Below are 4,552 nucleotides of genomic sequence, written 5' to 3'. Positions count from 1 at the left end.
ATCCTGCGGTACTTGCGCTTGGTGCCGCCGCCCCCAACGCGAGGGAGCGTCGACGAGGCGGCGGCCAGGGCCGCGCGCGACCACGTTCGGTCAACCTACCTTGACGGCAGCACCAAGATCATCTCCAACGGGGGCGACGCCGTCGTCAAGGGAGAGGGCGGCCTGAGTTACCAGGTGGGATACAAGAGCCCCTCGGGATCTGTCATCAACACGCTCAACTTCCGCCCGCTCGTGCGGGACGGCTCGTACACCATGGCCCTGACCGTGCGGGACAACCCCTATGTGAGTGCCAGCACCGCCGACCCCACCAAGGGGAGGTTCACGATCCATGACCGTCCCCAGGGCGCGCCGTCCACGGTCGAGCTGATCCTCTCGGTGTACGAGAAGGGCGCCGACGTCAGCACGGCGAGCCCGCTCGCCACCTTCACCTTCTCGCTGGAGCTCGCCTGCGCCCCGGCGGTCTTTGCCGTGGACCTGACGCCCCATGACGCCAAGACCGGCGTCGCCGTCGCCGGTGCCGCGGTCACGGTGCGAGAGGGCACCTCCTGGGGTCCCGTCGTGAGCCCGTCCGCAGACGGCAGCTACCCTTTGGACTCGACCAAGACCTATCACGTCACCGTCAGCGCCGACGGATACGAGCCCTATGTCGACGCGCACTTTACGCCCACGTCCTCGGGCGCCTTCGGCCCGGCGCTCGCGCCCCTCAAGATGGCCCGGGTGCGCTTTCGCGCCGTGGACGCGGCCGGCAACGAGATGGGCGGCGCCTCCGTCCAGGTGAGGAGGGGCAGCTCCTGGGGGACGCCCCTCTCGCCCCAGGCTGACGGCAGCTACGAGGCGGCCGTGGGCACCACGCTCGTGGCGAGCGTCACGGCGCCCCACTATGCGGCGGCCCGCCTCACCCATGTGGTGACGGGCGCCGAGACGGCCCCGCTCGACGTCGTGGCCACCCTCAGCGAGAACGTCGTCACCTTCGTGGGACTTGGCGCGGGCGGCCTTTTGGACGAGGGCGCGCGCTTCGTGGTCACCCATGAGGAGGAGGACTGGGAGGGCATGACCGAGACGGTCACGGACGCTCCCACCGCCGACGGCAGCTACGTCCTGAGCGTCGCGAACGCCCCCTACACGGTCACGGCGAGGGGGTCTGACGGCACCGTGGTCACCCAGCCCTTCACGCCCTCGACGTCCGAGCTCTACGTTACCCGGCGCATAAAGGTCTTCGCGGACCCCAACCAGATGTTCGTGGACCAGGCCGCCAAGGCCCTGAACGGCCTCACGGCGCTGCGACCGCAGTTTGGTCATGACACCAACGTCAATGACCTCGTTCTGTCCAGGCTGGGAAGCCTGGCCCCCGCCGGCCTCAGGGTGGAGGTCGCCTCCACCGATGACGCGGCCCATGTGGCGCAGGACGGCTCCCTTCGCTACGTGACGGACGAGCTTGACGGCAGCTGGGGTCACTTCAGAAACGTCTCCTGCACCTTCAGGCTCTCGCTAGGCCAGGCCGAGGCCGTCTCGGCGCCCCATACGGTCACGGTCTGCTGGGACCAGGACTTCTTCCGCTCTCGGATGCAGGCGGAGGCGGACGGGCTCGCCGACGACGCCATCAAGGGGTCAAACCCCTCTCTTGGCGAGGTTACGGACGACCTTGCGCTCCCGCAGCTCGGCGGCGCGGGCGTCCGGGGCTCTTATGCGGCGATCTCATGGGAGAGCTCAGATCCGAGCGTCGTTCGCCCGCAGGCCGCCGCCGGCACCCTGCCCACGGCCCCCCTGACCGCCACGGTGACCCGCCAGGCGACGGACCGCGTCGTCACGTTGACGGCGACGTTCGCGCCCAACGCGAGCGTGCTCAACGATTACGTCGAGTCCGCCGCCGCGTTTGGCACCGTCAGCAAGACCTTCACGGTCACGGTGAAGGCGGACCCCCTCAAGATCCAGCAGGCACGACAGGAGCTCGCCGACAAGCTCGACGCGGCCTTCACGTACGCCAACGTCACCGTCTCCACCACGGGCGCGGCCGTGAGCGCGGACGGCACGGGCGTCACGGAGCGACTGAGACTTCCGAGGCCCCGCGTCCTCGGGGTGGACGGGCGGGACTTCTCCGTCACGTACGCGAGCTCGGACGACGCCCTGGGCATCGTGGGATACGCCGCGACGCCCGCCCGCCCGCTTCCCGGCTCTGCCGCCCGGGCCGTTGACGTGACCTGCACCATCGCCAGCAAGGCCAACCCCGAGGCCACGGCGAGCAAGACCCTGACCTTCGTCGTCGACCCGCTCGCCGCCGCCGACGTCGACGACGCCCTCGAGCTCATGGAGCAGGCCAAGGCGGGCTACGCCGCCGCGCTTCTGTCCGGCCAGCCCGCAGGGGGCGTGACGCGCGACCTTGCCACCTTCCAGAAGGCCTATCGCGCGGCGGACGGCACGCTCGCCTGGGCGCGGACCTACACGGAGGCGGGCGCGCACGAGGGGATCGTGCTTGAGGACCTGCCGGGATACGACCCCATGGGCCCCGCCGACCAGGCCCGCACCTTTGCCTCGAACAACACGGACGTCATCGTCAACGAGACCCTCCACCTTGCGTGGAACGAGGGCTCGTCCTACAAGTGGCGTCCGCAGCCCCGCTACAACACGGCCGTCACCGTGCGCTCCGTCCTGTCCGACGAGCGCTTCGTCGCCGTCGCGCAGGCCTACGGCGACGACCCCGTCTGGGGGCCCAAGCTGCGCCGCCTCGTCCGCCAGGACGTCGCCGCAACGCTCGTCGTCAAGGGCACGAGCGGCAAGGATGACCCGACGGGCTCCGGGCCAAACGATCCCGTCCAGGACGTCACGGCGAGCGTTCGCGTCGTGGGGCCGGACGCCCGGGGGCGCGCCGTCGACTGGCTGCCCGAGACCACGAGGCGCTTCAAGGCGGGGACGACGGCACTTTCCGCCTCGCGCGAGGTCCTTGCATCTGCCGGCTACGACACGGACCCGAGCCTCCTCACCATCATCGCGCGCGGCGGCAAGACGCTCCCCGACGGAAGCTCCCGGCTCGGGGACGCGACGGACCAGAGGACGGGGGCGCGGTCGTTCTGGCGCCTCTACGTCAACGGCACGTTCTCCGCGTACCTTCCCGGCAATTACACGCTCAGGGACGGCGACCGGATCTGTTGGAGCTACGGCGACGCAGCCGCGCCGCCTCCGGCGCCGAGCGACCCCGCGCCGTGGGGGCAGGACACGAAGCCCCTGGACGGCAGCGTCGATTGGGCGGGACGCCTGGGCAACGACAGGAGCGGCAGATCGGACGCCCCCGTCCACGAGGGTGCGTTTGACAAGGGCACGTCGCTGGCCATGTGGCTGAGTGACGGCGAGCTGAGCGATCCCATCCTCGTGGGGGGCAAGGTCATCGTGGCGTCCGGGGACCGCCTGTTCGTCCTCAACCCCAAGGACGGCAGCGTCTTTCGGGTCGTGAGCCTGGCGGGGGACATCGACTCCACGTCGCGCCTCCAGTACGCCGACGAGCAGGGCGGCCTCGTCCTGGTGCCGCTCTCCCTCGGCAGGCTCCAGGCCTTCGCCGTCGGGGCCAAGGGGCTCGTCTCCGCCTGGGTCACGCCGGGGCGGCCCGCCATCGGCGGCAGGCCCCAGCAGTCGCTCTCGACCGTGCTCGTCCAGGGCGGCGCCGCCTACCTGGGCACCACGGACGGCTTTGGCACGGGGGGATTCCTCTACAAGCTGCGCCTTGCGGACGGCGCGCAGCTCTTCTCGCGCCAGGACGCCGCCGGCTACTACTGGGCCGGCGGGAGCGTGCGGGGCGACGTCCTGCTCATCGCCAACGACGCGGGCTGCCTGCAGGCGATCGACGCCCAGACGGGCGGCCTGCTCGCGACGGTCAGGCTGGGGGAGGGCTGTCGCGCCGACGTGGCGCTCTCGCCGGACGGGACCCGTGCCTACGTGGTCACGACGGACGGCGTGGTCCACGTCGTCGAGGTGGGCACGGGTGCGGGCGGGGTGCCGACGCTGCGCGAGCTGCGCTCGGCCAAGGTGGCCGACCATGCCACGGGAGCCCCCATCCTCGCGGCCGGGCGACTCGTCGTCGGTGGTGGCGTGCAGTCCGCGGGCAGCCCCTCCTCGCCGTGGACGGGATCTCTGAGCGTCCTTGACGCCGAGACCCTCTCCGTCGTCGGAACGGTGGGCGCGCTCGAGACGGGCGAGCTCATTGCCGGCGACGTCAAGGGCGCGCCGCTCCTCGTGCATCGTGGGGGCGCCGTCTATGACGCCTACTTCACGAGCAACGCCCTGCCGGGCGGCCTCTACGTGGCTCGCCTTGACCTTGCCGCCCCCAACGTGACGGCGCCCGCCCGCCGCGTGTTCGACCCGAGCGTGTGGGGCCCGGGCCTCTCGTCCTACTGCATGGGCTCGCCCATCGTGGGAAGGGACGGGACCCTGTACTTTGCCAACAGCGCGGGCGCGCTCTTCGCGCTGGGCCTTGGGGTGCGGTCGGGCCTCTGCGACCTGCGGGCCTACCGCGGGCCGTCGTCGCCCGCGCCTGCCGGCGCCGCACCGCGCGACGACGGGTCGG

General features: G+C 71.3%; 1 protein-coding gene. It reads left to right on the top strand.

Features of this window, described 5'->3' with window-relative positions:
- A partial coding sequence (locus BN3001_RS00030) for a DUF4430 domain-containing protein (protein ID WP_148362902.1) occupies positions 1-4,552 on the top strand: 4,552 nt, incomplete at both ends.

This window comes from Olsenella massiliensis (assembly GCF_001457795.1).
Classification (GTDB): domain Bacteria; phylum Actinomycetota; class Coriobacteriia; order Coriobacteriales; family Atopobiaceae; genus Olsenella_F; species Olsenella_F massiliensis.
This window is presented reverse-complemented; position numbering and strand designations above follow the sequence as displayed.